Genomic DNA, 25,708 nt, shown 5'->3' on the forward strand with positions numbered 1-25,708 from the left:
CGTTGGCCGGCCCTTTACCAGAAATCCCGCAATCGTCAGGCCGCCAAGGCTCCCGACTTCTTCGCCGTCCAGGTGGCGATGTAGTCCATCAGGGCGGGGTTGAGGCAGTCATAGGGTTCGAGCCCGATCGACTTCAGCTGGCCGCGGATGCCGTCCATGCGGCTCGGGTCGACGCCGGCTTCGATGATGGAGGAGACAAAGGCGGCAAAGCCGGGCGGCGACCAGCCGTCCTCCTCGAAACGCTCGGGATGGATGAAGGACAGACCCTTGAAGGGATGGTCGCGCTCGACCGGGCCGTACATGTGCACGCCGCAGCTGGTGCAGGCATGGCGCTGGATCAGCGCTGCCGGGTCGACCACCTTCAGCTTGTCGCCATTCTCGGCCACAGTGACGTCGCCGGTGCCGGCAACGGCCACGACCGAGAACACCGCGCCTTCCGGCTTCCAGCATTTGGTGCAGCCGCAGGCATGGTTGTGGGCGATCTGGCCCTTGACCTTCACCTTCACCGGGTTGCTGGTGCAGAGACAGACCAGCGTGCCGCCGGAAAAGGCAGCACTTTCCTTCGGCAGCCCGTTGTCGATCTTCGGATGCAATTTTTCCGCCATTCGTCCTTCCTCCCATGTTGAGCCGCAAAGGTTGCGGGCTCCAGCCCACGACCGATGCGGCATTGCTTCAGTAAACCACGACGCTGCGGATCGACTTGCCCTCATGCATGAGGTCAAAACCCTTGTTGATGTCGTCGAGCGTCAGCGTATGGGTGATCATCGGATCGATCTGGATCTTTTTCTCCATGTACCAGTCGACGATCTTCGGCACGTCGGTGCGGCCGCGCGCGCCGCCGAAGGCGGTGCCCATCCAGGTGCGGCCGGTGACCAGTTGGAAGGGCCGCGTCGCAATCTCCTGGCCGGCGCCGGCAACGCCAATGATGACCGACTTGCCCCAGCCGCGATGCGAGGCTTCCAGCGCCTGGCGCATCACCTTGGTGTTGCCGGTGCAGTCGAAAGTGTAGTCGGCGCCGCCGATCTGGTCGGCGCCGCGCTTGGTCAGGTTGACCAGGTAAGGCACGATGTCGCCGTCGATCTCCTGCGGATTGACGAAATGCGTCATGCCGAACTTCTCGCCCCAGGCCTTCTTGTCGTTGTTCAAGTCGACGCCGATGATCATGTCGGCGCCGGCCAGGCGAAGGCCCTGGATGACGTTGAGGCCAATGCCGCCGAGGCCGAAGACGACGGCCGTAGCGCCCTGCTCGACCTTGGCGGTGTTGATGACAGCGCCGATGCCGGTGGTCACGCCGCAGCCGATATAGCAGATCTTGTCGAAGGGGGCGTCGGGATTGACCTTGGCGATCGCGATCTCCGGCAGCACGGTGAAGTTGGAGAAGGTCGAGCAGCCCATATAGTGGAACAGCTTTTCACCGCCGACCGAAAAGCGCGAGGTGCCGTCGGGCATCAGGCCCTGTCCCTGCGTGGCGCGGATGGCGGTGCAGAGATTGGTCTTGCGCGACAGGCAGGACGGGCACTGCCGGCATTCGGGCGTGTAGAGCGGGATGACATGGTCGCCCTTCCTGACCGAGGTCACGCCCTTGCCGACATCGACGACGATGCCGGCGCCCTCATGGCCGAGGATCGCCGGAAAGATGCCTTCCGGATCGGCGCCCGAGAGCGTGAACTCGTCGGTGTGGCAGATGCCGGTCGCCTTGACCTCGACCAGCACCTCGCCCTCGCGCGGCCCCTCAAGATCCACCTCCATGATCTCCAGCGGCTTTCTGGCACCAACGGCAACTGCGGCACGCGTTTTCATGAGGCATTCCTCCCAAGGCAATCTTAAAAGTCTCAGCTTTATGGCAGGCCGTCGAGCCTGCCCGGCGAGGCGAATACCGCCTGCCATTTTCTTGCGCTCGCCACCACCTTACCGGGTTCGAAGGTGGCGGCCAACGTCTGTTGCGACGTTTTTCGACGCCGCTTCTGCAAAAGCATCGAGCGCCGAAGGGCAGGGGCTGCAGACACTTGAGGCGCGTCGGGATTGTCCATAGAACTGGACGGCTTCGCCGGAGGAACGACATCCGAATGTTCAAGAAGATCCTGATCGCCAATCGCGGCGAGATCGCCTGCCGCGTGATCAAGACGGCGCGCAAGATGGGGATCGCCACGGTCGCGGTTTATTCGGATGCCGACCGCGACGCCGTGCATGTCGAAATGGCCGACGAGGCCGTGCATATCGGCCCGTCGCCGGCGGCGCAGAGCTATCTAGTGCCTGAGAAGATCATCGCCGCCTGCAAGGAAACCTGCGCCAAAGCGGTGCACCCGGGTTATGGTTTCCTGTCGGAACGCGCCTCTTTCTGCGAAGCGCTGGAAAAGGAAGGCATCATCTTCATCGGACCGAAGCCCAAGGCGATCCGCGCAATGGGCGACAAGATCGAATCGAAGAAGTTCGCCAGCCAGGCCAAGGTTTCGACCGTGCCCGGCTGGCTGGGCGTCATCGAAAATGCCGACCACGCCGAAAGGATTGCCGGCGAGATCGGCTATCCGGTGATGATCAAGGCCTCGGCCGGCGGCGGCGGCAAGGGCATGCGCATCGCCTGGAGCAGCGCGGAAGTGCGCGACGGCTTCGAGCGCGCGCGTTCGGAAGCGAAAAGCTCCTTCGGCGATGACCGCGTCTTCATCGAGAAATTCGTCGTTGACCCGCGCCATATCGAGATCCAGGTGCTGGCCGACGCGCATGGCAATGCGCTCTATCTGGGTGAGCGCGAATGCTCGATCCAGCGCCGCAACCAGAAGGTGGTCGAGGAAGCGCCGTCGCCGTTCCTCGACGCCAAGACGCGCAAGGCCATGGGCGAGCAGGCTGTGGCGTTGGCGAAAGCCGTCGATTACCAGAGCGCCGGCACGGTCGAGTTCATCGTCGACAAGGACAGGAACTTCTATTTCCTTGAAATGAACACGCGATTACAGGTCGAGCATCCGGTGACGGAGCTCGTCACCGGCATCGATCTGGTCGAGCAGATGATCCGCATCGCCGCCGGCGAAAAGCTCGGCATCAGGCAAAACGAGGTGAAGCTGAACGGCTGGGCGGTGGAAAGCCGTCTCTATGCCGAGGACCCGTTCCGCAATTTCCTGCCCTCGATCGGCCGGCTGACGCGCTACCGGCCGCCGCAAGAGGGCATGTTCGGCGATGTGGTGATCCGCAACGACACCGGCGTTGCCGAAGGCGCCGAGATATCGATGTTCTACGACCCGATGGTGGCAAAGCTCTGCACCTGGGCGCCGACGCGGCTCGAGGCTATCGATGCCATGTCCGAAGCACTGGACGGTTTTGTCGTCGACGGCATAGAGCACAACATTCCGTTCCTCGCTGCGTTGATGCAGCATCCGCGCTGGCGCGAGGGGCGGCTTTCCACCGGCTTTATCGCCGAGGAGTATCCGGACGGTTTCGCGCCGGTCGAACCGGACGGTGAGGAGATGGCGGTGTTTGCCGCGATCGCCACCGCAATCGAGCTGCTGCGACGGGACCGGCTCGACCGGCTCAGCGGCCGGTTGGCACCGCATTCGGGCCATCTCAAGCGCGACTGGGTGGTGAAGATCGGCTCGGACTATCTTTGCGCCGGCATCCTCGACGGCATGGTCTCGATCCCGATGGAGATCGATCTGTCGATCGATGGCAGCGAGCCGCTGACGGTCGCTTCCGACTGGCGGCCGGGCGACGCGATCTGGCGCGGCAGGGTCGGCGGCAACCGGATCGCGGCGCAGGTCCGGCCGGTGCTGAACGGCCTTTGTATCGCCTGGAAGGGCATGTCGGTGACGGCTCAAGCCATGCTGCCGCGGACGGCGGAGCTGGAAAGGCTGATGCCGGAAAAGCTGCCGCCGGATACCTCGAAAATGCTGCTTTGCCCGATGCCAGGACTGGTGGTGTCGATCGCCGTCGCCGAGGGCCAAGAAGTCAAGGCCGGCGAGACGCTGGCCGTGGTCGAGGCGATGAAGATGGAGAACGTGCTGCGCGCGGAGCGCGACCTCACCGTGGCGAAGCTAAACGCCAAACCGGGCGACAGCCTGGCGGTCGACGCTGTGATCATGGAGTTCGCCTGAGCCAGGGCGACATAGGCCGCAAGCTTGTGGTTCGCGATCGATTGTACTGGACTGGCATCGCGGCGTCCGGGACAATACATCTGCACGGATGAGTCCTTGAGATAGCGCGAAAAAACATGGCGGATGAACGACTTCCACGCGACCCTTTGCAGCGCGAAGCTCTCGTGAAGGCCACGCAGCCGGAGACGCCTGCACGGAGGTTCATCCATCTGCGCGTGCATTCAGCCTATTCGCTGCTCGAGGGCGCCCTGCAGCTCGGCGCCATCGTCGGCCACGCGGTCAAGGATGAAGCGCCGGCGATCGCAGTGACCGACACCAACAATCTGTTCGGCGCGCTCGAATTCGCCCAGAAAGCGGTCAAGGACGGCGTCCAGCCGATCATCGGCTGCCAGGTCGACCTCGTCTTTTCCGGCGAAACGAGCGACGCCCAACGCGACCGCCGCCGGCACGGTCCCGAGATGTCGCCGATCGTGCTGATCGCCGCCAGCGAGGCCGGCTATGCCAATCTGGTCCGGCTGATCAGCAAGGTTTATCTGGAAACGCCGCCCGGCGAGCCGGTGCACATGACGAGCGCCATGCTGGAGAGCCATTGCGATGGCCTGCTATGCCTGACCGGCGGCCCGCGTGGCCCGATCGGCAGCGCGCTGAAGGCGGACCGCCGCGACCTTGCCGAACAGCGGCTGCTGTTCCTCAAAGAGCTTTTCGGCGACCGTCTCTATGTCGAGCTGGAACGGGTCGCCGGCTATGACCGCATGGTCGAAAAGTCGACGCTCGACCTTGCCTATACCCACGAACTGCCGCTGGTCGCCACAAACGAGGCCTTCTTCTCCAAGCGTGAAGACTATGAGGCGCATGACGCGCTGATTGCGATCGCCGAAGGCTCGGTGGTGGCCGCAGACAATCGCCGGCGGCTTTCGCCTGACAATTTTCTGCGCGGCCAGGCCGAGGTGGCGCGGCTGTTCTCCGACCTGCCGGAAGCGATCGACAACACGGTCGAGATCGCCATGCGCTGCTCCTATTATCCGAAGAACCGCAGCCCGATCCTGCCGCGTTTCACCGGCGCCGACTCCGCCGACAAGGACGCCGCCGAGAAGGCGGAAGCCGCCGAGCTCGCGCGCCAGGCGCGCGAGGGCCTGGAGGCGCGACTTGCCGCGCACGGACCGACGCCCGGCTACACGGTCGAGCAATATCGCGAGCGGCTCGAATTCGAGCTCGGCATCATCGAGAAGATGAAGTTCCCCGGCTACTTCCTGATCGTTGCCGACTTCATCAAATGGGCGAAGGCGCAAGGCATCCCGGTCGGACCGGGGCGCGGTTCGGGCGCCGGCTCGCTTGTCGCCTATTCGACCACCATCACCGACATCGACCCACTGCGCTTCTCGCTGCTGTTCGAGCGCTTCCTCAACCCGGACCGCGTCTCGATGCCGGACTTCGACATCGACTTCTGCCAGGACCGGCGCGAGGAGGTCATCCGATACGTCCAGCAGAAATACGGCCGCGACCAGGTCGGGCAGATCATCACCTTCGGAACGTTGCAGGCGCGTGCGGTGCTGCGCGACGTCGGCCGCGTCCTGCAGATGCCGTATGGCCAGGTCGACAAGCTCTCCAAGATGGTGCCGCAGAACCCGGCCAACCCGGTCAAGCTGGCGGACGCTATCGCCAACGAGCCGCGCTTCGCCGAGGAGGCGGAAAAGGAGCCGATCGTGCAGACGCTGCTCGACACCGCGCAGAAGCTCGAGGGCCTCTACCGCCATGCCTCGACGCATGCCGCCGGCATCGTCATCGGCGACCGGCCGTTGTCGGAATTGGTCCCGATGTACCGCGATCCGCGCTCGGACATGCCGGTCACCCAGTTCAACATGAAATATGTGGAGCAGGCCGGGCTGGTGAAATTCGACTTCCTCGGCCTGAAGACGCTGACGGTGCTGGAAACGGCGGTGAAGCTGATCCGGCGGCGCGGTGTGGATATCGATCTTGCCCGCATCCCGCTCGACGACCCCGAGACTTACGCCATGCTGTCGCGCGGCGAGGTGGTCGGCGTGTTCCAGGTTGAAAGCGCGGGCATGCGCAAGGCGCTGATCGGCATGCGGCCGGACTGCATCGAGGACATCATCGCGCTGGTCGCGCTCTATCGCCCAGGCCCGATGGAGAACATCCCGACCTACAACGCCAGAAAGCATGGCGAGGAGGAGATGGCCTCGATCCACCCCAAGATCGACCACCTTGTGAAGGAAACTCAAGGCGTCATCGTTTACCAGGAACAGGTGATGCAGATCGCGCAGGAGCTTGCCGGCTATTCGCTCGGCGAAGCCGATCTTCTGCGCCGCGCCATGGGCAAGAAGATCCGCGCCGAGATGGACAAGCAGCGCGAGCGCTTCGTCACCGGCGCCGTCGAGCGCGGCGTCGGCAAGGCGCAGGCCGATTTCATCTTCGATCTGCTGGCGAAATTCGCCGACTACGGCTTCAACAAGTCGCACGCCGCGGCTTATGCGGTCGTTTCCTACCAGACCGCCTACCTCAAGGCGCACTATCCGGTCGAGTTCCTGGCGGCGTCGATGACGCTCGACATGAGCAACACCGACAAACTGGCGGATTTCCGCCAGGACGCGCTACGCCTCGGCATCGAGGTGGTGGCGCCGTCGGTGATGACCAGCTTCCGACCGTTCGAGGTCGGCGAGAACAAGATCTTCTACTCGCTGGCGGCGCTCAAAGGCGTCGGCGACGCCGCGGTCGAGCACATCGTCGAGAAGCGCGGTGAGAGGCCGTTCAAGAGCCTAGCCGACTTCTGCGAGCGCGTGGATCCGAAGATCGTCGGCAAGCGCGTCTTCGAAAGCCTGATCATGGCGGGGGCCCTGGACTGCTTCGGGCATGACCGCGCCGTGATGATGGCCGGCGTGGAGCGGATGATGGGGCTCGCGTCGCTGGCGCAGCAGAATGCCATCTCGGGCCAGACGGATATTTTCGGCGCCTCGCTCGGCGCGCAATCGCAGGCGCTCAACCTGCCGGCGGCCGAGCCATGGCTTGCCGCCGACCGGCTGCACCGCGAGTTCCAGGTGGTCGGCTTCTATCTCTCTGCGCATCCGCTCGACGAATACAAGGCGGCGCTGCAGAAGATGCGGGTGCAGAACTGGGCGGAATTCTCCGCCGCGGTCAAACGCGGCGCTGCGGCCGGCCGGCTCGCCGGCACCGTCACCACGAAGCAGGAGCGCAAGACCCGCACCGGCAACAAGATGGGCGTCGTGCAGTTTTCCGACACCACCGGCCAGTACGAGGCGGTGCTGTTCTCCGAAGGCCTGGCGCAGTATCGCGACATGCTGGAGCCTGGCCGTTCGGTGGTGATCACCGTCTCGGCCGAAGACCGGCCGGAGGGGATCAATCTGCGCATCCAGACGGTGCAGTCGCTGGAGGACGAAGCAAGCCGCATCCAAAAGGCGCTGCGCATCTTCGTGCGCGATGCTCAACCGATCAACATCCTTGCCAACCAGCTTGCCGTGAAGGGCGAGGGGCAGGTGAGCTTCGTGCTGATCAAGGAAGCCGGCCAGGGCGAGGTGGAGATCGAACTGCCCAACCGCTATCGTATCTCGCCGCAGGTCGCGTCGGCCATGCGCGCGGTGCCGGGTGTCGTCGAAGTGGAACTGGTGTAAGCGTTCCAACGACTTGTTTTCGCGCAACTCCGAACAGAAACCGGCTAGCGCTTTCCTTGAATGCTTTGGCGCGAGGCGTGGCCACCAGTTCAAGCCCCGCCACGATCACCCGTACTGGCCAAACCACGTCATTCGCTCAACGACGTATGGTTCTGTATATCTTTGCCTAACTTGTTCTTGCTAATCTTGCAACTGGGCTGCGGAAATGTTGGGGCCCAAGCTGTAAGCAAGGCTGACGATTGGGCAGGAGCGGGCACGATGGTCGACAAGTCGAATCTCGCGATCGTCGCAACTGATCTCGATGGGCAGCACGCCGATGACGCAGGGGCCCCTCTCGTGTCGGCCATTATCCCTTGCCTGAACGAAGAGCGCACGCTCGGCATCTGCATTCGCAAGGCGCTTGACGTTTTTTCGAAGCGGGGCATTAAGGGCGAGGTCGTCGTCGGGGACAATGGGTCGACCGATCGGTCGGTGGAGATTGCCGAGTCCCTCGGCGCGCGTGTCGTGCACCAGCGGGTCAAGGGATACGGCGCGGCGATCAGCGCGGCGGCTGAAGCTGCACGAGGCAAGTACCTCGTCATGGCGGATGCGGACGATTCCTACGACTGGAGCAGCCTAGGCGACTTCATCGACGCGCTGGAGGGTGGTGCCGAACTGGTGATGGGCGATCGCTTCGCCGGCGGTATCGAGCCCGGCGCCATGCCCCCTCTGCATCGGTATCTTGGCAATCCTGCGCTTTCAACAATTGCCCGCTGGCTTCATCATTCTCCGATACACGATTTTCATTGCGGCATGCGAGGATTCACCCGCGATGCGTTTCGCCAAATGGGCGCGCGCTCGCCTGGCATGGAATTCGCCTCGGAGATGGTCATCAACGCGCATCGCGCGGGCCTGGTGATCCGCGAGGTGCCAATCAAGCTCTATCCGGACAAGCGCGGCCGCCCACCTCACCTGCGTTCGTTCCGCGACGGTTGGCGACATCTGCGGCTGATCGTGGCCCATGCACCCAACACCATGTATCTCATACCGGGAGCGACCTTGCTGGTGTCCGGTATTGCTGGTCTTGCGGTCCTCGCGGCGGGACCTGTCCGGATCGGAGGGTGGTATTTCGGAATTCACTTCGTCGCGCTCTCCGCGATGGCGACGCTGATTGGCCTTTCGGCCATCCTTTTCGGTATGCTGGCCAAGGTGGCGATCGCTATCTATCACCCGGGCCACGGCGGCCGGGTCGTGCCTTGGCTGATGCGCGGCCGCCCGCTGGAATGGCTGGTCTTTTCCGGCGGCATGCTCGCGGTGGCGGGCTTTGTCGCGGACGTATTGCTGGCACTGCATTGGATCTTCATAGGCGGCCCGATGGAGCAATCGGTGCACCTGACCTTCGTGATCACCACCGCCTGCGTGGCCGGGATGTCCATGGTGCTGTCCGGCTTCGTTCTCAAGTTGCTGCTTGATAATCTGGACGATAGGCGTGCGTTCTGAGCGCTTCGACATCGAGCGCCTGGCGCGACGGAAAAAAGATAGAGTCGGCGCCAGCAGGTCGGTGGTGCATTGAAAGCTGGTGGGATGAGGGGAAGCAGGTCGGTTCCGCGGATTTGGGATACGGACTGGCTGGTCTTGCGCGGGCTAGCTCGGCTGTTGCGAAAAGAGGCGAGGGCGCATGTTAGGCCGGGCACACTAATGGTCGATCTCGGCTGTGGTGACATGCCCTATGCTGACATGATGTTCGAGATGAAGATCGACTATCGGGGCGCGGATATCGGCGAGGGCAGCTTCCTGAAAATTGACGAGCAGGGCCGCGTGCCACTAGCAGATGGCATCGCTGGAGCAGTACTTTCAGTACAGGTCCTGGAGCACGTGCGCGACCTTGACTCGTACTGCGCCGAGATTCGGAGATTGTTGCGCGATGACGGTGTGCTGTTGTTGTCTACTCACGGCAGCTGGCTCTACCACCCTCACCCTGAGGACCATCGTCGTTGGACACGCACCGGACTTGTCGTAGATCTTGCCGATCGCGGCCTCGAAGTCGAAGAGGTGCATGCGATTGCCGGGCCCTTGGCAACCACGACGCTAATCCGCCTTACGGGCTTTGCTTTCTTCCTTCGCCGCCTACCGATCATAGGCGCAATTTTGGCGTCGCTCCTTGCCCTGTTGATGAACCTGCGCGCTCAATTGGAAGATCGTCTAACGCCCGCCCAGATACGCGACGACAATGCCTGCGTTTTCTTGGTCCGCGCTCGGAAGGCAGCGATATGAGCGTGCGCACGCCCTTCGCCTATATGGTGATCGCCGGCATCTGCATCGCTCTGCACAACGTGGTCATCATCTTGTCTGACAGGGTCGGGATACGTTTGTGGCTGGCCGTACTGTTGTCCTTCTGCGTCGTGGCGGGCACTGGCTATGTGCTTCATAGCGTATTCACCTTTCGGCGACCATTGGCTCCCATAACCTTCGCACGGTACGTCATTGCAATGATCGCCAACATACCATTGGCATTTGTCACCATATGGTTTTGGCATCAGCAGGCCGGCCTGCCGATGGTGTTCGCCTCGCCACTTGCCTCGGTCTGCATGCTGGCGCTGAACTTCCTGCTTGGTCGATGGGCTATCGCCACGCCAAACCGCTGGATGACGGGGGGACCATGACCTTGGCCACGGCAATGGGCCCGATCGATCCGAAGCTTCTGCAGGACATCCTGTCGCGTCACCTCGCCTTTTATCGAAACAAGGCGCCGACTTATCAGGCGGTTATGCTCGATAGTCTAGGCGAGCTGTGGGACAAGCAGTATTGCAAATTGCTCGACGTCGGTGGTGGCACTGGGGTGATCGCTCAAGCCATAGCCGAACTCTTTCCGGTGGATGAGGTGCAGACAGTGGACATGGTTGACCGTTTCTGCCCTTCGCTGAGCGTGCTGACCAAGCAGTATGACGGCAAAACCCTGCCTTTCGCGGACCGTAGTTTTGATGCGGCGACACTCAACAATGTAGTACATCACGTTCCAGTCACAGCACGTACGGACTTGCTGCGTGAAATTCGGCGCGTGGTTGATGGTCCGCTTTACATAAAGGATCACGAAAGCTGCGGAAGGCTGGACGACCTGCGCCTCACCGCAATGGATGCGATAGGCAATATCCCATTTGGCGGAATGATCTGGGCGCGCTACTTGAAGCGGGCAGAATGGGGGAAGTTAGCAACCGAAAGTGGCTACCGCATTGCTCGTCGCGCTGCGCCGAAGCAATATCGAAAAAGCATCCATGAACTGCTGTTTCCCAATCGTCTCGAAGTGACAATGCGCTTCGAGCCCGCTTGATGGGTCGGTCCGATGCGCATTTTGACCGTCAGCCATTTCTATGAAGGTCACGGCGGCGGCATAGAGCGTGTGGCCGGGCATTTGTGCCGACAATTCACGCAACTGGGCGTTCAGGCTGTTTGGGCCGCCAGCGATGCCGATCAGCCGCCGGAAAGCGACGTTGAAGCGGTCCCTCTTGCCTGCGTCGACCCAATCGAGAAGGTCATTGGGCTGCCAATGCCGCTGGCGCGCGTCCGTGCGATTCGCGCGCTGGCCCGCGAAATGCACCGTAGCAATGCGGTCGTAGTGCACGATGCGCTGTACATGACATCGATCCTGGCATTGCTGATGTCGAAGGCTTTCCGCAAGCGCGTGGTGCTGATCCAGCATATCGCCGGCATCCCCTTTTCTTCGCGCATTCTCCGCTCCGTGATGGCACTAGCCAACATCGTCATCACGCGCCCGATGCTCCGAGCCGCTGACGCAGTTGTGTTCATCAGCGACACCGTGCGCCATGATCTTGTGGGCACGCCAGCGCGCATTCCCTTCCAACTGCTGTTCAACGGTGTTGACGGTGCGATTTTTCATCCCGCTTCAGGCCCGCTGCCTGTGCCGGAGGCCCCTGCGGCGAACTCGATCCCCCCGGGTACGCGTCGCGTTCTTTTCGTTGGTCGCTACGTCGAGAAGAAAGGACTGTCGGTGCTGCGGGCTTTGGCCGCGTTCCGCCAGGATCTCGCATTTCTGATGGTCGGCAGCGGCCCGATCCACCCCGGCAAATGGGGACTTGCCAATGTTCACGACCTTGGTGTCCAGAGCCCTCAGGCCCTGGCGGACCTTTATCGGGGGGCTGACTTCCTGCTGTTGCCGAGCGTCGGAGAGGGCTTTCCGCTCGTTATTCAAGAGGCAATGGCCTGCGGACTGCCTGTCGTCTGCGGCGAACCGAGCAACCGTGCCGACCCGGGCGCGGCCAAATGGCTGCGTGGCGTTGCCATCGACCTCACCAATCCCGACGGGTCGGCCAGGCGTTGCGCCGATGCCATCGACAGCCTTGCCCTCACCTCCGAGGAGCGAGCCGCCATGGCTCGTTACGCGTTGGCGCAGTACGACTGGCGCGCAACGGCGCTCGGCGTGCTGACCTTGGCAGGCGGAGGAGTGGCCAAACTTTGACCTACTTCGCCATGGTCGATGCGGTTTCGCGTCCGCATCTGGCCGAAGTTCAGGCGCTTTCGGCCCTGGCCTGTGCTTGAGGCCTTCCAGCAACGAACACCGAACAGGGCTTCAAACGTCTGGGCGGTGTGGCCTAGCCAATTTTCTTAATTAACGTCGCTTAAATCTGAGGTTCATTCCAGGGCGGGATTGAATGCGATCAGAAGCAGGTCTGGCTGATTTATTCGGTGCAGGATCGCGCCGCTTAACGATCTTTCTACGCGCTTTGATCGTACTGAAGATCGCGTTGTTGTTCGCCTCGGCTTGGAATTGCCGATTCGTCATGGACGAATTTGGTCAGCTTGGATACGCGAAGCATTTGTTTAATGGGCTGTTCGCCACCGTGCAGCCAAGCAAGGCGGTCGGTTCCACCGCCTTTTACAAGCTGGCTCACCTGATCGGTTGGGATGCCACGTCCATTCTGCTTGTCGGTCGTATGCAGACCGCATTGCTGGCATGCGCGACCATTGCTTTGTTCTACGCCTGCGCTCGCGCGCTTGGGGAGGATCGGGTTCGTGCCTTGGCCATTGTCCTCGTCCTCTTGTGCTTCTCGAATTTCATGGAGCGCATCTTTCGCACTATCGCCGAACCGCTGGCGGTGTTCTTCGCCGTAGGGGCGCTGCTGGTCGTGCTACGGGCCCGTGAATTGAGGGGATGGCAGCTTGTCGCTGCCGGCGCCTTGAGCGGCCTGTCGTTTCTCGCAACGCAGAAATCAATCTACTTCAACCTTGCGCTAGGCCTTGGCCTGGTCGCCGACGCGGCTTTGATGAGACGCTATCTGGCAGGCATGGCCCGCGGGGCATGGCTCGTGCTGGGATGGACTCTCCCTATAATCGCATATTGCTTCATCTTCGGCGGCGCCGACCCTGTTCCCGTCGCCAAGAGCCTGGTGTTCGGCCCTGTTGAGGTCGCGACGCGCGGCGGCGGTGACTACGGGGGGCTGAGGCGCTTCGTGGTTCAGACGCTCGCGCGCAATTATGTTCTTTACGTCTTCTGTTTCGCCGGCATGGCTCTGTCTCTGATACAGATCATGAAGCTCGACGAGCGGAGGCGAATTGCGCTGATCTTCTCTGTCGTCATCACGGTGCTGGTCTTCGCGCACGACCAGCCGTGGCCCTACGTGTTCATCATGGCGTTGCCGTTCATGTCGCTATGGTCGTTGACGATGCTCGACGGCCTCGCAGCCCGCGCGCGTTATCTGCGCCTGGCGTGGATAGCCTTGGTCACGGCGATGGCCATAAGCTTCGTTGCCAATATACTTTACTTTCGCTTCGACAATACGGCCCAACTTGAGCTGGTGGCGCGTGCGGAGTCATTGCTTGCACCCGACGAGTGGTACTTCGACGGCATAGGAATGTTGCCCAATCGAATGGAGCCAACAACTTTGTGGCTCGACAAACACTACGTGCTCGCGACCTTGCGGGAAAGCGGGCGTTCCGAGGCTTACAATGTGCTTAGCAAGTCTCGCCCGAAGCTGATCCTGTGGTCCTACCGGATGGACTATATCTATCCGGTAGTCGCGCCCCTGATTTTGAACAGCTATGTCCGTGTGGCTCCAAACCTCAGGATCGCTGGTTTCCGCCTGCAACCCGGTGAGCGGAAGATCTTTGATGTTCCTATTGCTGGAACTTATGCGCTCTACAGCGCCGATGGAACGCCTTTGCGGGGCCGGGTCGAAATCGACGGCACCGTGCTTGATCCGCCATTTCACCTTGCGATCGGGCCAAAGACCGTAACATTACGCAACGGTGCGGGCGAAGCCCTGCTGCTGCCAGCGGGCTCTTACGCCGGACATTTCAAGGCCGGCGGCGACAATGATCTTCTATTTGATGGCGTCTACGATTGAGCGGTGAGGCGAGTGATGACGGTCCCGCCGACGCCAGTTCGCAGGCAACCCAACCGGGCGTCTGACCTGGCAGCTAGGAGGTCGCGACTTCGGCAGGCTGAGGCGCCTTGCGCTGCAGGTTGAGCAGATTGCCGGTCAGGATCAGCAAGGCGCCGCCGGCGGTGAAGACATCGATCTGCTCGTTGTAAAGCAGCCACCCGATCAGCGCAGACAGCGGCACGCGCAGGAAGTCCATCGGCGAAATGACGGTCGCATCGGCGTGGCTGAGCGCGCGGGCCATGCAGAAATGGGAGGACATGCCGGTGAAGGCGACCACCAATATCGACGGCCACAGTTCGACTGCCGGGTTGCGCCAGACATAGAGCGCCGGGACGAGGCCGACCACGGACTGAATGATCAGCATCCAGAAGATGATGCGTACGACGCTGTCGGTTCGCGTCAGCGACTTGACCATGACCACCGAGACGCCGAAGCACATTGCGGCTCCCAGCACGACGAGATGCCCGGGATCGACCGAGCCGACGCCGGGACGTACGATGATCACCACGCCGATCAGACCCAGCACGATTGCCGTCAGCCTGGCCCGCGACAGCCTTTCGCCGAGAAAGGTCACCGCCAGGATCGCGGTCCAGATCGGGGTCGTGAACTCGATCGAGATCAGCACGGCCAGCGGAATCAAGGTCAGCGCATAGAGCCAGGCGGCCTGGCCGGCATAGTGGACGACGTTGCGGGCGATGTGGGCGAGCGGGCGCTGGGTGCGCATCGCCCTAAAGCCGCCGCCCGTCAGCACCAGCGGCAGCAGGATGAAGAAGCCGATCACCGAGCGCAGCTCCAGCACCTGGAAGACATTGAGCGCGGCCGTCGCGGTACGGCCAGCGACCGACATCGCCAGGAACGAGGCGATCGACAGCGCCATCCAGAGCGCGGCCTTGGTGATCGAGGGAGCGGGTGCCATTGGCGCTATGTCGCAAGACCGTCGTTGTGCCGCAACCGGTAGTCGCGGCATTCGACTGGGCCAGACGGCCGCATTCCGGCTCAGCTTCCGGCGAGCGACAGTGCGCTGGCGCGCTCGCGCAGCAGCTCAAGCAACTGGTTGCGACGCGGCTCCGGCGTATCGACCGGCAGCACAAAGCAAAGCGTCGTGTTGATGGCGCCGTGGCTGTCGCGGATGGGAGCCGCCATGCACCAGGTGAAACGGTCGGCGAGCGCCGAGGTCTCGCTGAAGCCCTGCCGGCGAGCCAGGTCGACATCGGCGAAGAATTCGTCGGGAGCAATGACCCGACCGTCGGGGAGTTCGTAGTCGGCGGCAGGAATGAAATCCTTGAGTTCCCTCTCCTGCATATGGCCGACCAGCAGCCGCCCCGACGCCGTCCAGGGGATCGGCACCTCGACGCCGACATCGCTGGAGATGCGGAAAGGGCCGGGAGAATCCCGGCAATCGAGAACGACATACTTGTTGCCGCGCAGACCACAGAGCTGAACGGTCTCACCGGTCTCGGCCGCCATCCTGTCCAGCGTTTCAAGGATGCGGCGATAGTGTGCGTTGTGATGCGAGTACGCCCATCCGAACAAGTGCATCGCCCGCCCGAAATAGACGTAGCCCTCGGACCCGACATTTTCGAGCATCTCGGCTTCGAGCAGGCTGTTGACGATCTCATAGGTCGTCGAACGGGGTGCGTTGATCATCTTTGCGATGTCGCCGATGCGCATCGGCGCGCGATGCTTCAGCAGGGCCTCGAGCAGCATGATGACGCGGTCGATGCCGCGGCGGCGCTCGCCGGCCTGCGGTTGTGCCCCGGCGCCTGCCTTGATCAAACCAGTTGCGCCTTCGCTCATGCCAGCCGCTCAAAAATCATTTTCGGCTCTCGTCTCAAGACGCTTGAAAGATGTCAAGGCTCAGTCTAGCATCCCGTCTGTCCGATATACAGACATGTTGTCTGGAATATCGGATAAACTAACGAGCCGGGCAGAAGAAGTCCAGCCGACGAACGAGCGGTTTCCGCGACGCGGCAACCGCGGTGTTTCGCCGTCCCGACTCCGCACGTCCGGACAAGAGCTACAGAAGGGGAACTGTCATGAAGAAGTCATCGTTTTTCGCATCCGTCAGCGCCTTTTGCCTCGGTCTCATCCTGGCCGTCGGTGTCGGCTCGCAGGCCGATGCGGCCGCGAAGTGCATCAAGGGCGACCGCAAGGCGCCGTATACGATCGGCTGGGCCAACATCTATTCCGTGCCGACCTGGATGAAGCAGACCCAGGGCACGATCGAAGCCGAGGTCGAGGCGCTCAAGAAGCAGGGGCTGGTCGACAAGCTGGTCGTGACCGACGCCCAGGGCGACGCCAATGTGCAGATCCAGCAGATCCAGTCGATGATCGATTCCAATGTCGACGCCATCATTCTGATCGCCGGTTCCTCGACCGCTCCGGCGCGTGTGATCGCGGATGCCTGCGCCAAGGGTATCGCGATCATCAACTTCGACAGCCTGGTCGATACCGACCAGGTGACGGCCAAGGTCAACACGGATTCCTCGCAGTGGGGCGACCAGGCTGCGAAGTTCCTGATTGACGCCATCGGCGGCAAGGGCAAGATCCTCATCCTCAACGGCCCGGCCGGCGTTTCGGTCAGCGACGACCGCCGCAAGGGCGCCGATGCCGAGCTCAAGGCCCACCCCGACGTGAAAATCCTCGCCGAGACCAACACGCCGTACAATGTGGCGCCGGCCCAGGAAGCCGTCACCAGCCTGCTGTTCGCCAATCCCGAGATCGACGGCATCCTGTCGCTCGGCGGCGCGCTCTCGGCCGGTGCGGTGCTCGCGCTCGACAAGCAGGGCCGCGACCAGGTGCCGATCACCGGCGAGAATGCGCGCCAGTTCCTCGAGCTGTGGAAGGAAAAGGGCCTGAAGAGCTGGGCGACCATGCAGCCGAACTGGCTCGGCGCCTTTGCCACCTACACCGCGGTCCAGGCGCTGGAGGGTAAGGACGTGCCGGCCTTCGTCAAGATTCCGCTGCCGGTCATCGACAATTCCAACATCGATCAATACCTCGCCCGGGCGAAAGATTTCCCGGCTGACGGTTACATCTATTCGCCCTACGATGAGGAGCTGTTCAAGAAGCTGCTGGCGCAGAAGTAGGCCGGAAAGGTCGCAGCATTGACCATGGCTCCGCTCCTTGCCGCGAGGGGGGTGTCGAAGGCGTTCTTCGGCAACCCCGTCCTGCGCGACGTCTCCATCGCTCTCCAGCCGGGCCGCGTGCATGCGCTGCTCGGCGAGAACGGCGCCGGAAAGTCGACCTTGATCAACCTCCTGTCGGGCGGCTTGCGCCCGGACAGCGGGACCATCGAGGTCGATGGGCGTGCCGTGGCGCGCATGACGCCAGCGCTCGCGCGGCGGGCCGGCATCGCCGTCGTGCAGCAAGAGCTCAGCCTGACGGCCAGCCTTTCTATAGCCGAGAACATCGGCATCGGCGCCTATCCCAAGCGCTTCGGGCTAGTCGATTACAAGGAGCTTGCCGCGCGGGCGAAGGCGGCATGCAAACTTGTCGGCCTCGACGAGCCGCTGTCGACACCAGTTGGGAATCTATCCCTCGGGCGACGGCAGATGGTGGAGATCGCCAAGGCTCTCTATCGCCGGCCGCGCGTGCTCATCCTCGACGAGCCGACCTCGTCGCTCTCGGCGACGGAAACGAAAATCCTCACCGCCCTGTTGGGACGGTTGCGTGGAGAAGGCGTCGCCATTCTCTACATCTCGCACCGGCTCAACGAGGTGATGGCGCTCTGCCAGCATGTGACCGTGCTGAAGGACGGCACCTGCACGGCCGACCGGTCGCTGGAGGGAACCGACGCGACTGGATTGGTGCGCCTGATGGTCGGCCGCGACCCCGGCGATCTCTTTCCGAAATGGCAGCCGTCGGTATCGCCCGGCGCCGCCATCTCGATCCGCGGCTTCTCGGCCGGCCTGATGCACGACGTCGACCTCGACATCGGGACCGGCGAGGTGCTGGGCATAGGCGGCCTGGTCGGTCAGGGGCAGGAGGATCTGCTGCTCGGTCTTTATGGGGCCATCCCGGCGAGGACGGTTTCGGCGACGGTAAACGGCGTGTCGGGCCTGCCGGGTAATCTGCCGAAAGCCAACGCGCTGGGGCTCGCCTATGTGCCAGCCGACCGTAAGCGCGAGGGCCTCCACCTTATTCATCCGATCATCACCAACATGATGTTGCCTTCCCTCGCGAGGCTTCCGTCGTTGAAGCTGCGCAGCCGCAAGGCTGAACGCCAGAAGGGAAGGGATCTCGCCGCCCAGCTTTCCATCAAGGGCGACCTGCAGCGTCCGGCGCAGGCCTTGTCGGGCGGCAATCAGCAGAAGGTCGCGCTGGCGAAGTGGATGCCGCACGATCCGCTGGTGCTGCTGCTCAACGATCCGACGCGTGGCGTCGACGTCGAGACCAAGCGCGAAATCTATCTGATGCTTCGCGCCTTCGCCGCCGCTGGCAAGGCGGTCGTGCTGCTCAGTTCCGATACGCCGGAACTGGTGCATCTATGCGACCGCGTCGCGGTGGTTCGTGAAGGCCGGGTCGCCAGGATGCTCGAGCGTGCCGCGCTGAGCGAGGAAGCCATCGTGTCGGCGGCGATGGGTGCAGAGAGGCGGAAGGTGGCGGCATGAGCATCATTCCATCCGCGAGAGCCGACGGCGCGCTCTACTGGCAGGTGCAGGCGCGCCGCAACATCGGCGTTCGCAGCCTCTTCCTGGTGGTGCTGGCGTTTCTCATCGCTTATGCCGTGCTTTTTCCGGGCCTGTTCACGGTCTCCGGCTTTGCCAAGTTCACCCAGAGCTGGTTCCCGCTGGCGCTGGTGGCGATGGCGCAGGCGATCCTCATGCTCACCGGCGGCATCAGCCTTGCGATCGGCGCGACCGTCAGCCTCGGCGCGGTCATTGCCGCGACCACCATGGGCGGACCGCTGGGCGTCGCCGGCGGCGCGGCCGCCGTGGCGCTTGCCGGGCTCGGCATCGGCGCCGCGACCGGCTTCATCGTGGTCAGGCTGCGCCTGCCGGCGATCGTGGTGACGCTCGCCGGCTCGTTCATCATCGGTGGCGCCGCACTGCTGATCCTGCCGAGGCCTGGCGGCTCCATCCCGGCTTGGCTGTCCGACCTGCTTGCCGGCGACACGCCAGCGGCGTTCGTGCTGCTGGTGGTGGTCGTCCTGCTGTGGAAGCTCTATCTCGCCACGCCGCTTGGATTGAGCCTCTATGCCGCCGGCGAGAATCCGGTCGGGGCTTACCGTTCCGGTGTGCCGGTCGACGCGGCGCGTGTGGCCGCCTATGCGATCAGCGGCCTCTTGTCGACCGGCGCCGGGCTGTTCGTCGCCGCGCAAACGGGCTCTGGCGATCCGGTCATCGGCACCGCCTTCACGCTCAATTCCATTGCCGCTGCCGTGCTTGGCGGCATTGGCTTTCTCGGCGGGCAGGGCACCATGCGAGGCGCGCTCGCCGGCAGCCTGCTGCTCAGCCTGATGATTAGCGTGATGTTCTTCCTCGGCTTCACCCCGGTAGCGCAGTATGTCGCGCAAGGGCTGATCATCATCGGCGCGGTCGCCATCCCGCAATTCCGCAAGGTGCAGCAATGACAGCGTGGACCGACAGCCCCGGCGGCAGACGCGCCAGGGCGATCCTCACCAGCCGACCGTTCCTCACCCTTGCCATCGTCGTCGCAGTCTGGATTGCGGCGAGCATCGCATCGCGCGGCTTCGGCGCCTACGGACATCTGCGCTACCTGGTAGAACTTGGCGCGGTGATCGGCCTCGTGGCGGCCGGGCAGACCTTCGTGGTGATCGCCGGCGGGATCGATCTCTCGGTGGCAGCGATCGTCACCGTCAGCGCCATCAGCCTGCCGCTGCTGTCATGGCAGGCCGATCCGACCGGCCTTGCCTCCGTGCTCGCGGTGCTTGCGCTGACCACAGCTATCGGCGTGGTCAACGGGTTAGGGGTGGCGCTGCTGCGCGTCCATCCGATGATCATGACGCTGGCCATGGCGACATTCCTGCAGGGTCTGCTGATCATCATTGCCGGCGGCAGTGCCGTCACCGCCGAGAACCCGCTGGTTCATTGGCTTGGCAATGCGAGGCCGGCCGGCATTCCGGCCGGCATCCTGCTATGGATCGCGGTTTCCGTGCTCGTGCTGACACTGATGCATGCAACGCCTTTCGGCGCCCGCATCTTCGCCATGGGCGCCAATCCGCTTGCGGCGTCGTTGTCGGGCGTGCCGATCACTTCCACGACATTGGCTGTCTACGGCATCAGCGGATTCACGGCGGGGCTCGCGGGCGTGCTGGTGCTCGGCATGAACGGGCAGGGCTATGTCGGGATCGGCGATCCTTATCTGCTCGCCTCGATCGCCGCAGTGGTGCTTGGCGGCACCTCGATCCTCGGCGGGCTCGGCACCTATGCCGGCACCATCCCGGGAGCCATCCTGCTGGTGACAATCACTGCGCTGATCACCGTGGTCAATGCATCGCCCGGCTGGCGCAGCATCCTGTTCGGTTCGTTGATCCTCGGGCTGCTGCTGCTCTCAGGCAGGGAGCAAGCCCGGCGATGACCCGGCGTCCAGGCGATAGATGCGAGCGGCGTTGCCAAAGAACAGCGCCGCCTGCTCGTCCCGGGAAAGATCGGCGGTGATCACCTTGAAGCTGTCATATACCTCATTGAACGAGGCGTGCAGGCCGGCGACCGGGAAGTCGGAGCCGAACATGGCGCGCTTCATGCCGAAGCAGTCGATGCAATGCAGAACGATCGGCCGCAGACTTTCGAGCGTCCAGTCATGATCGTAAGCGACCAGGTCGGATATCTTGATGGCGACGTTGTCGCGCTCGGCCAGCCGCCGCAGCCCGTCTCGCCATCTCTGCAAGCCTTCGGGATCACGGTCGATCGGGCTGCCGCAATGGTTGAGGACGAATTGCTGGTCGGGAAAGGCCGCGGCGAGGTGCGCTGCCTCGGCCAGTTGGCGTGGAAACACCATCAGGTCGAAGGAGAGCCCGTACCGGGCGAGCGAGCCAAGGCCGGCGCGCCAGGCGGGATCGTCCATTATGCCGTCGCGAGCGGCGAAGCGCCGGGCGGGATCAGGGTCCCAGCTCAGAATGTCGCGTATGCCGATGACGCGGTCGAACGCGGCCTGCGCCTCGATCAACTCCGCCGCGTTGTGGCTCGCCAACGGCACATGGACGACGTAGCGCGCCGCTACGCCGCCGCACGACTTGTCGAGCGTCTCGAGCCAGCGGGTCTCGCCGACGCTGTCGTCGCTCGCCCAGCCGGCTTCGACATGGACGCTGGCGACGATATTGTGCCGCGCGGCGTCGCGCAGATAATCCTCGGGCAGATAGTTGCGGCGCAAGGCACCAAGCTCGCCGAGGCCGCCGCGTTCGCCGGCAGAGTCGGTCAGCCAGGGATGGCGGCCGAGGCTGAGATCCCAGAGATGGTGATGGGCGTCGATGATGGGTCCGGAGTAGGGATTTGGCACGCGGTTCCCTCAGGCCTTGGCCGGCAATCGGTTGAGCCATTGTTCGGCGACGGAAGGGTTAGCATCGGATGAGCGAGAACACACCGGCCCAATCGCTTGTCGTGCATGAAAATTTCATGCTCGACGATCGTATCCGTGGCGTGCCCGCCGGCACGTCCGGATTGGATTCCAGCCTGGCCGGACAGCAAGGCTGGCATCCGGCCGATGGCCGCATGTCGCTGCCGCTGCTCAGCCTTGACGAAGCGGCCTTCGCCTCAAATCGCGACTTGTTCCTGCGTTATGTGCGCGAGCAGGGCGCTGCGGTCGCGCCGCATGCCAAGACGCCGATGGCGCCGGATCTCGCCCATTCGCTTGTCAAGGCCGGTGCCTGGGGCACGACGGTCGCCGATATAAGGCAGGCAACGGTGATGCTGAAGGCGGGTCTCTCGAGACTGATCATTGCCAACGAGGTCGGCGGCGCCGGTGGTGCAGGCCGGCTCGCGAAACTGACTGGCGCGTGGCCGGATGCCGAGCTCTATGTCTTCGCCGACTCGGTCGCGGCCGTGCGGGCACTGGCGGATGCGTGGCGGGCAGCTGCCGATCTCCCGCCGTTGGGTGTCCTGGTCGAGCTCGGCGCGGCGAGGGCGGGCGCACGAACCACGGCCGAGGCCGAGGCAATCGCCGATGCCGTCGTTGCGACCGGCGGACGGCTGCGCATTGCCGGCGTCGGCACCTATGAAGGCGCTGCCGCTCAACCTGATCCGCTGCGCACCGATGAAGCGGTCTCTGCGCTGCTGGCATCGGTGGGCGACATGTTCCTCAGGCTCCGCGCTCGCCTCGGCGGCGAGGCTCCCCTGGTCGTGACGGCCGGCGGGTCGGTCTTCTTCGACAGGGTGGTGGCGGCGCTTTCGCCGCTGGTGGAACAGGACGGCAAGGCGACGCTGGTGCTGCGCAGCGGTGCCATCTTCTTCCACGACCACGGCGTCTATGACCGATCGCTTGGCGCGGTCGACAGCCGCAGCGGTTTCGAGCTCGGCGGCGCCACCGCCTCGGCGCGCAATTCTTTCCGTCCGGTCCTGCGTGTCTGGGCCGAAGTGCTTTCGCGGCCGGAACCTGATCTCGTCATTTGCGGCATGGGCATGCGCGACGTCTCCTTCGACCAGGGTTTTCCCAAGCCGCTCAGGGTGTATCGTTCGGGCGAGCCGCTGCCGGCTTCACCTGAGAAATCGCAGGTAGTCAAGCTCAACGATCAGCATGCCTTCCTGGCGCTCCGGCCTGGCGACGACATCGCGGTCGGCGACGTCATCGAATTCGGCATTTCGCATCCCTGCACCTGCCTCGACCGCTATCGCGTTATTTTCGGCGTGGACGCGACCGGTCGTGTGGCCCATGCCATTCCGACTTATTTCGGCTGACCAGGCCTTCAAAAAGAACTCGAAAGGATCCGAGATGATCAAATACTTCCAGTCCGGCTCTCGCATGTCGCAGGCGGTGGTGTATGGCGGCATGGTGCATATAGCCGGCCAGGTCGCCAACGACCGCAAGGGGGGCATCGAAGCGCAGACCAGCGATGTTCTGGCCAAAGTCGAGGCGCTGCTGCATGAGGCCGGCAGCAGCAAGTCGAAGCTCGTGGCGGTCAACATCTTCTTGCCGCAGATCGGCGATTTCGACGCGATGAACAAGATCTACGATGCCTGGGTGGATCCCGAGCGCCTGCCGGCACGCGCCTGCGTCGAAGCGCGTCTGGCCGACCCGGACCTGCGCATCGAAGTCACCGCCGTCGCGGCCGTCTGAGAGGACAGCATGCATACCGGCCTTGTCCACACGCTCGATTTCGACCGCGAAGGCAAAACGCACGGCTATCTCAGCATTCCGTTCTCGGTCGACCGCTCACCCTATTTCCAGGTCAAGGTACCGATCTGCACCATTCGCAACGGGAAGGGTCCCTCACTGCTGCTGATGGCTGGCAACCACGGCGACGAGTATGAGGGCGAGCTGTCGCTGGCCAAGCTGATCCGCCGGCTCGATCCGGCCGCAATCAGCGGTCGCATCACAATCCTGCCGATGGCGAATACGCCGGCGGTTATGGCCGCCAAGCGCTGCTCGCCGCTGGACGGCGGCAACCTCAACCGCGCGTTCCCGGGCGATCCGACGGGCACGCCGACCAGTCGGCTCGCCCATTTCCTGGAAACGGAACTGTTTCCCCGTCACGATGTCGTCTTCGACATCCATTCGGGCGGCACCTCGATGGAGCATCTGCCGACGGCGCTGGTCGAGCGCAATGCCGATGCCGAGCGCCATCGGCGGGGTGTCGAGCTAATGCGCGCGCTCGGGATGCCGTTCGGCTTCGTCGCAGACAACGGCCAGGCCTCGCCGACCTCGATGGGTGCCGCGCGCCGGGCTGGCGCCATCGGCGTCAGCGGCGAATTCGGCGGCGGCGGAACCGCTACCGTCGATTCGATGACGCTTACCGCTCGCGCGCTCGATCGCCTGATGGTCGAGCTGGGCGTGGTCGCGGCGCCGGTGCTCACATCGGACGCAGAGCCGGCGAAGCCGACGCGGTTGCTTTCGCTGTCGAGGCACAGCCAGGGCATCTACTCGACGCGGCGCGGCTGGTTCGAGCCTGCGGTCCGCCTCGGCGACAGCGTCAGTGCTGGCCAGCTGGCGGGATGGTATCACGATCTCGAACGGCTGGAGCTTGCCGAGGAGGCGATACGTTTCTCCGAAAGCGGCGTTGTGCTGTCGCGCCGGCTGCACACCATGTGCGAGGCGGGCGACTGCCTGATGCAAGTGGCCGAGCCGGTCGAAGGCTGACGCCGGCCCGGAAGGGACGAAGAACCGAGGATGAGCATGCAGCTTTCGATGTGGACCTATCCCTGGGACATTCAGGATCTCGGCCTGGAGACGGTCGAGCGCGATATTGTCCAGCGCGCCGGCCTCAACATGATCAGCCTGGCCACCTCCTATCATGCCGGTCGCTTCCTGCAGCCGCGTAGCCCGCGGCGAAAAGCCTATTTTCCAGAGGATGGCACCATCTATTTCAAGCCGTCAGCGGCGCGATGGGCCGACCTCGCCATCCAGCCCAAGGTCGCGGATGTGATCAGCGAAGGCGGCGACGTGCTTGGCCAACTCGTCCGCCGGCGGGAACAGGGCGGCCCCGGGGTCTCTTGCTGGACGGTGTGCCTGCACAACACCCGCCTCGGCATGCTTCATCCCGAGGCGGTCACTCGCAACGCCTTCGGCGATCCCAACTATTACAATCTCTGTCCCTCGCATCCCGACGCGCGCGCCTATGTCCGGGCGCTGGTTGCAGACATCTCGCACGGCTACAAACCGGACAGGATCGAACTCGAAAGCCCTTCCTTCATGGGATTTGCCCATGAGTACCATCACGAAAAGGACGGCGTCGGCCTCACGCCCGAGGAGGATTTCCTGCTGTCGCTGTGCTTCTGTCCCTCCTGTGTCGATCGCGCGGCTAAAGCCGGCGTCAACGCCGAACCGGCGCGAGCGCTCGTCCGGCAATGGATTGTCGAGACCTGCGAGCGCGCAGTGCCGGAGCGGCGCTTCCCCAGCTTTCCAGCGAGCGGACTCGAGGTTTTCGGGCCATGGCCGGAGCTACACGCCTATCTGGTCTGGCGCTTCGAGCCGGTGACCAGTCTGATCGCCGAGCTGCGCGAGGTGGCGCATCCGGTCACCAAGGTCCTCATCATCGACCTCAAGGAAGGCTGGCTGGGCGGCTGCGATCTGGCGGCTGTCGGCAAGGTCTGCGACGGGGCGATCCTGTGCGCCTATGACATGCAGGCCGAGGATGTCGCAAGCCTGGTGACGGACGGCCGCGCCGCGCTCGGCGCCGGCAAATTTCTCGGCACCGGCTACCGGCTTTTCTACCCGGAAATGGCGGGTCCGCAGTTGCTAGCGGCGAAGGTCAGCCCGGGGCGGACAACTGATGTCGATGGCATCAATTTCTATAATTACGGGCTGGTGCCGGCAGCTCGGCTGGATTGGGTGAAGGCCGCGCTCTCGGCCTGAGCCGCCGCCGGCTTAAAATACCCTCACGCCAACCGGCCTTGTTTCAAAACGGTCATATCGGCGGGGGAACCTGCCAAGATCGCTTGCGTTCCTGAGTCTGCTTGCGCCTTCCGAAGCCAGGAGGCGTGTTTCGGCTCCA

The 25,708-nt window shown here is 63.5% G+C and carries 21 protein-coding genes; 16 read left to right on the forward strand and 5 right to left on the reverse strand.

Features of this window, described 5'->3' with window-relative positions:
• Positions 1-35: 35 nt before the first annotated feature.
• Together gfa and P9228_RS14915 are read right to left on the reverse strand one after the other, a co-directional pair.
• The gene (gfa, locus tag P9228_RS14910; RefSeq protein ID WP_067000227.1) at positions 36-605 is read right to left on the reverse strand and encodes an S-(hydroxymethyl)glutathione synthase; all 570 of its coding nucleotides are present in this window, start codon (positions 603-605) and stop codon (positions 36-38) included.
• A gap of 67 nt (positions 606-672) precedes the next feature.
• Entirely contained in the window at positions 673-1,800 is a 1,128-nt protein-coding gene (locus P9228_RS14915; RefSeq protein ID WP_067328090.1) for an S-(hydroxymethyl)glutathione dehydrogenase/class III alcohol dehydrogenase, read from the reverse strand.
• Between the two features lie 266 nt (positions 1,801-2,066).
• On the opposite strand from P9228_RS14915, the gene P9228_RS14920 reads away from it, so the two are divergent.
• From P9228_RS14920 to P9228_RS14955, 8 genes are all read left to right on the forward strand, one after another.
• Positions 2,067-4,079, forward strand: coding sequence for an acetyl/propionyl/methylcrotonyl-CoA carboxylase subunit alpha (locus P9228_RS14920; protein ID WP_278054133.1), 2,013 nt, complete (start codon positions 2,067-2,069; stop codon positions 4,077-4,079).
• A 116-nt stretch (positions 4,080-4,195) separates the two neighbouring features.
• Complete coding sequence (gene dnaE, locus P9228_RS14925) at positions 4,196-7,723, forward strand: DNA polymerase III subunit alpha (protein WP_278054135.1); 3,528 nt, start codon at positions 4,196-4,198, stop codon at positions 7,721-7,723.
• 258 nt (positions 7,724-7,981) lie between these two features.
• Positions 7,982-9,202 carry a glycosyltransferase family 2 protein gene (locus P9228_RS14930; RefSeq protein WP_127240809.1) on the forward strand — a complete coding sequence of 407 codons (1,221 nt, stop codon included), beginning with the start codon at positions 7,982-7,984 and terminating at the stop codon, positions 9,200-9,202.
• 198 nt (positions 9,203-9,400) lie between these two features.
• Positions 9,401-9,976: a methyltransferase domain-containing protein gene (locus tag P9228_RS14935; protein ID WP_197504263.1), complete on the forward strand. Its 576-nt coding sequence runs from the start codon at positions 9,401-9,403 to the stop codon at positions 9,974-9,976.
• A complete protein-coding gene (locus P9228_RS14940) occupies positions 9,973-10,365 on the forward strand; it encodes a GtrA family protein (RefSeq protein ID WP_095826101.1) in 393 nt (130 codons plus the stop codon). The genes P9228_RS14935 and P9228_RS14940 overlap by 4 nt, the downstream gene beginning before the upstream one ends.
• Positions 10,362-11,030 (forward strand): class I SAM-dependent methyltransferase, encoded by a 669-nt coding sequence (locus tag P9228_RS14945; protein WP_278054138.1) that lies wholly within the window; start codon positions 10,362-10,364, stop codon positions 11,028-11,030. Before P9228_RS14940 ends, P9228_RS14945 begins: the two co-directional genes overlap by 4 nt.
• A gap of 12 nt (positions 11,031-11,042) precedes the next feature.
• On the forward strand, positions 11,043-12,176 hold the full coding sequence (locus tag P9228_RS14950; protein ID WP_278054140.1) for a glycosyltransferase family 4 protein: 1,134 nt from the start codon (positions 11,043-11,045) through the stop codon (positions 12,174-12,176).
• A gap of 193 nt (positions 12,177-12,369) precedes the next feature.
• Complete coding sequence (locus P9228_RS14955) at positions 12,370-14,061, forward strand: hypothetical protein (protein ID WP_278054142.1); 1,692 nt, start codon at positions 12,370-12,372, stop codon at positions 14,059-14,061.
• 73 nt (positions 14,062-14,134) lie between these two features.
• On the opposite strand, the gene P9228_RS14960 is transcribed toward P9228_RS14955, so the two are convergent.
• Together P9228_RS14960 and P9228_RS14965 are read right to left on the reverse strand one after the other, a co-directional pair.
• On the reverse strand, positions 14,135-15,016 hold the full coding sequence (locus tag P9228_RS14960) for a DMT family transporter (protein ID WP_278054143.1): 882 nt from the start codon (positions 15,014-15,016) through the stop codon (positions 14,135-14,137).
• Positions 15,017-15,096: 80 nt separating this feature from the next.
• A complete protein-coding gene (locus P9228_RS14965; RefSeq protein WP_278054145.1) occupies positions 15,097-15,897 on the reverse strand; it encodes an IclR family transcriptional regulator in 801 nt (266 codons plus the stop codon).
• 239 nt (positions 15,898-16,136) lie between these two features.
• On the opposite strand from P9228_RS14965, the gene P9228_RS14970 reads away from it, so the two are divergent.
• The 4 genes from P9228_RS14970 to P9228_RS14985 are packed head-to-tail and all read left to right on the forward strand — an operon-like array spanning position 16,137 to position 20,643.
• On the forward strand, positions 16,137-17,189 hold the full coding sequence (locus tag P9228_RS14970) for an ABC transporter substrate-binding protein (RefSeq protein WP_278054146.1): 1,053 nt from the start codon (positions 16,137-16,139) through the stop codon (positions 17,187-17,189).
• A gap of 24 nt (positions 17,190-17,213) precedes the next feature.
• Complete coding sequence (locus P9228_RS14975) at positions 17,214-18,713, forward strand: sugar ABC transporter ATP-binding protein (RefSeq protein ID WP_278054148.1); 1,500 nt, start codon at positions 17,214-17,216, stop codon at positions 18,711-18,713.
• Positions 18,710-19,675: an ABC transporter permease gene (locus tag P9228_RS14980; RefSeq protein WP_127248447.1), complete on the forward strand. Its 966-nt coding sequence runs from the start codon at positions 18,710-18,712 to the stop codon at positions 19,673-19,675. Before P9228_RS14975 ends, P9228_RS14980 begins: the two co-directional genes overlap by 4 nt.
• The gene (locus P9228_RS14985) at positions 19,672-20,643 is read left to right on the forward strand and encodes an ABC transporter permease (protein ID WP_127324471.1); all 972 of its coding nucleotides are present in this window, start codon (positions 19,672-19,674) and stop codon (positions 20,641-20,643) included. Before P9228_RS14980 ends, P9228_RS14985 begins: the two co-directional genes overlap by 4 nt.
• On the opposite strand, the gene P9228_RS14990 is transcribed toward P9228_RS14985, so the two are convergent.
• Complete coding sequence (locus P9228_RS14990; protein WP_278054149.1) at positions 20,617-21,561, reverse strand: amidohydrolase family protein; 945 nt, start codon at positions 21,559-21,561, stop codon at positions 20,617-20,619. The two genes, P9228_RS14985 and P9228_RS14990, sit on opposite strands and share 27 nt — an antisense overlap.
• 68 nt (positions 21,562-21,629) lie before the next feature.
• Here P9228_RS14990 and P9228_RS14995 point away from each other — a divergent pair, with 68 nt between their 5' ends.
• From P9228_RS14995 to P9228_RS15010, 4 genes are read left to right on the forward strand one after another with little or no spacing between them, the layout of a single operon-like run.
• Positions 21,630-22,955 (forward strand): alanine racemase, encoded by a 1,326-nt coding sequence (locus P9228_RS14995; protein ID WP_278054151.1) that lies wholly within the window; start codon positions 21,630-21,632, stop codon positions 22,953-22,955.
• Positions 22,956-22,989: 34 nt separating this feature from the next.
• Positions 22,990-23,334, forward strand: coding sequence for a RidA family protein (locus P9228_RS15000; RefSeq protein WP_067000282.1), 345 nt, complete (start codon positions 22,990-22,992; stop codon positions 23,332-23,334).
• 9 nt (positions 23,335-23,343) lie between these two features.
• A complete protein-coding gene (locus P9228_RS15005) occupies positions 23,344-24,354 on the forward strand; it encodes a succinylglutamate desuccinylase/aspartoacylase family protein (RefSeq protein ID WP_278054153.1) in 1,011 nt (336 codons plus the stop codon).
• Between the two features lie 36 nt (positions 24,355-24,390).
• Positions 24,391-25,569: a hypothetical protein gene (locus tag P9228_RS15010; protein ID WP_278054933.1), complete on the forward strand. Its 1,179-nt coding sequence runs from the start codon at positions 24,391-24,393 to the stop codon at positions 25,567-25,569.
• The last annotated feature ends 139 nt before the right edge of the window (positions 25,570-25,708 follow it).

Source organism: Mesorhizobium sp. WSM4898 (assembly GCF_029625845.1).
Classification (GTDB): Bacteria; Pseudomonadota; Alphaproteobacteria; order Rhizobiales; family Rhizobiaceae; genus Mesorhizobium.

What these genes read in the sequence shown, in the direction of transcription:
- gfa (WP_067000227.1), bottom strand. Translation starts at nt 605, where the DNA reads ATGGCGGAAAAATTGCATCCGAAGATCGACAACGGGCTGCCGAAGGAA.
- P9228_RS14915 (WP_067328090.1), bottom strand. Translation starts at nt 1,800, where the DNA reads ATGAAAACGCGTGCCGCAGTTGCCGTTGGTGCCAGAAAGCCGCTGGAG.
- P9228_RS14920 (WP_278054133.1), top strand. Translation starts at nt 2,067, where the DNA reads ATGTTCAAGAAGATCCTGATCGCCAATCGCGGCGAGATCGCCTGCCGC.
- dnaE (WP_278054135.1), top strand. Translation starts at nt 4,196, where the DNA reads ATGGCGGATGAACGACTTCCACGCGACCCTTTGCAGCGCGAAGCTCTC.
- P9228_RS14930 (WP_127240809.1), top strand. Translation starts at nt 7,982, where the DNA reads ATGGTCGACAAGTCGAATCTCGCGATCGTCGCAACTGATCTCGATGGG.
- P9228_RS14935 (WP_197504263.1), top strand. Translation starts at nt 9,401, where the DNA reads ATGGTCGATCTCGGCTGTGGTGACATGCCCTATGCTGACATGATGTTC.
- P9228_RS14940 (WP_095826101.1), top strand. Translation starts at nt 9,973, where the DNA reads ATGAGCGTGCGCACGCCCTTCGCCTATATGGTGATCGCCGGCATCTGC.
- P9228_RS14945 (WP_278054138.1), top strand. Translation starts at nt 10,362, where the DNA reads ATGACCTTGGCCACGGCAATGGGCCCGATCGATCCGAAGCTTCTGCAG.
- P9228_RS14950 (WP_278054140.1), top strand. Translation starts at nt 11,043, where the DNA reads ATGCGCATTTTGACCGTCAGCCATTTCTATGAAGGTCACGGCGGCGGC.
- P9228_RS14955 (WP_278054142.1), top strand. Translation starts at nt 12,370, where the DNA reads ATGCGATCAGAAGCAGGTCTGGCTGATTTATTCGGTGCAGGATCGCGC.
- P9228_RS14960 (WP_278054143.1), bottom strand. Translation starts at nt 15,016, where the DNA reads ATGGCACCCGCTCCCTCGATCACCAAGGCCGCGCTCTGGATGGCGCTG.
- P9228_RS14965 (WP_278054145.1), bottom strand. Translation starts at nt 15,897, where the DNA reads ATGAGCGAAGGCGCAACTGGTTTGATCAAGGCAGGCGCCGGGGCACAA.
- P9228_RS14970 (WP_278054146.1), top strand. Translation starts at nt 16,137, where the DNA reads ATGAAGAAGTCATCGTTTTTCGCATCCGTCAGCGCCTTTTGCCTCGGT.
- P9228_RS14975 (WP_278054148.1), top strand. Translation starts at nt 17,214, where the DNA reads ATGGCTCCGCTCCTTGCCGCGAGGGGGGTGTCGAAGGCGTTCTTCGGC.
- P9228_RS14980 (WP_127248447.1), top strand. Translation starts at nt 18,710, where the DNA reads ATGAGCATCATTCCATCCGCGAGAGCCGACGGCGCGCTCTACTGGCAG.
- P9228_RS14985 (WP_127324471.1), top strand. Translation starts at nt 19,672, where the DNA reads ATGACAGCGTGGACCGACAGCCCCGGCGGCAGACGCGCCAGGGCGATC.
- P9228_RS14995 (WP_278054151.1), top strand. Translation starts at nt 21,630, where the DNA reads ATGAGCGAGAACACACCGGCCCAATCGCTTGTCGTGCATGAAAATTTC.
- P9228_RS15000 (WP_067000282.1), top strand. Translation starts at nt 22,990, where the DNA reads ATGATCAAATACTTCCAGTCCGGCTCTCGCATGTCGCAGGCGGTGGTG.
- P9228_RS15005 (WP_278054153.1), top strand. Translation starts at nt 23,344, where the DNA reads ATGCATACCGGCCTTGTCCACACGCTCGATTTCGACCGCGAAGGCAAA.
- P9228_RS15010 (WP_278054933.1), top strand. Translation starts at nt 24,391, where the DNA reads ATGCAGCTTTCGATGTGGACCTATCCCTGGGACATTCAGGATCTCGGC.